This is a genomic window from Gottfriedia acidiceleris, assembly GCF_004138285.1.
GTDB lineage: Bacteria > Bacillota > Bacilli > Bacillales > Bacillaceae_G > Gottfriedia > Gottfriedia acidiceleris_A.
In genome coordinates, this window is record NZ_SCFN01000068.1 from 1 (window position 1) to 459 (window position 459).

A 459-nucleotide genomic window follows, 5' to 3' on the forward strand; every position below is an offset into this window, starting at 1 on the left:
TACTACAAAAACACCAATGAAGGTAGCGACTACTACTCATTCAACGGATGCTTTATTAACACCAACAAATCATACTTTATTAATGGTCGACCATCAACCACAAATGGCATTTGCGACGAAGTCAGCTGATGTGACTTTAGTTCGAAATAATGCCGCTGGGTTAGCAGAAGCAGCTAAATTATTCAATGTACCAACTGTGTTAACAACTGTTGCTTCGAAAACATTTAGTGGTCAAATTTTCCCAGAAATCAAAAAAGTTTTTCCAGATCAAAAAATTATTGACCGTACATCAATGAACGCTTGGGATGACCAAAACGTTGTTGCTGCAGTTGAAAAAGCTGGAAACAAAAAATTAGTAGTAGCTGGTCTTTGGACTGAAGTTTGTGTAGTAATGCCAGTACTTGAAGCACTTGATAAAGGTTATGATGTGTATGTTGTAACTGATGCTTCTGGTGGTGT

Annotated in this window: 1 protein-coding gene; it reads left to right on the forward strand. The window is 37.5% G+C overall.

The genetic code is table 11. The features are described from left to right. Nucleotides 1–459 (forward strand): isochorismatase family protein (locus EP747_RS23995; RefSeq protein WP_205753865.1); only part of this gene is annotated, 459 nt, incomplete at both ends.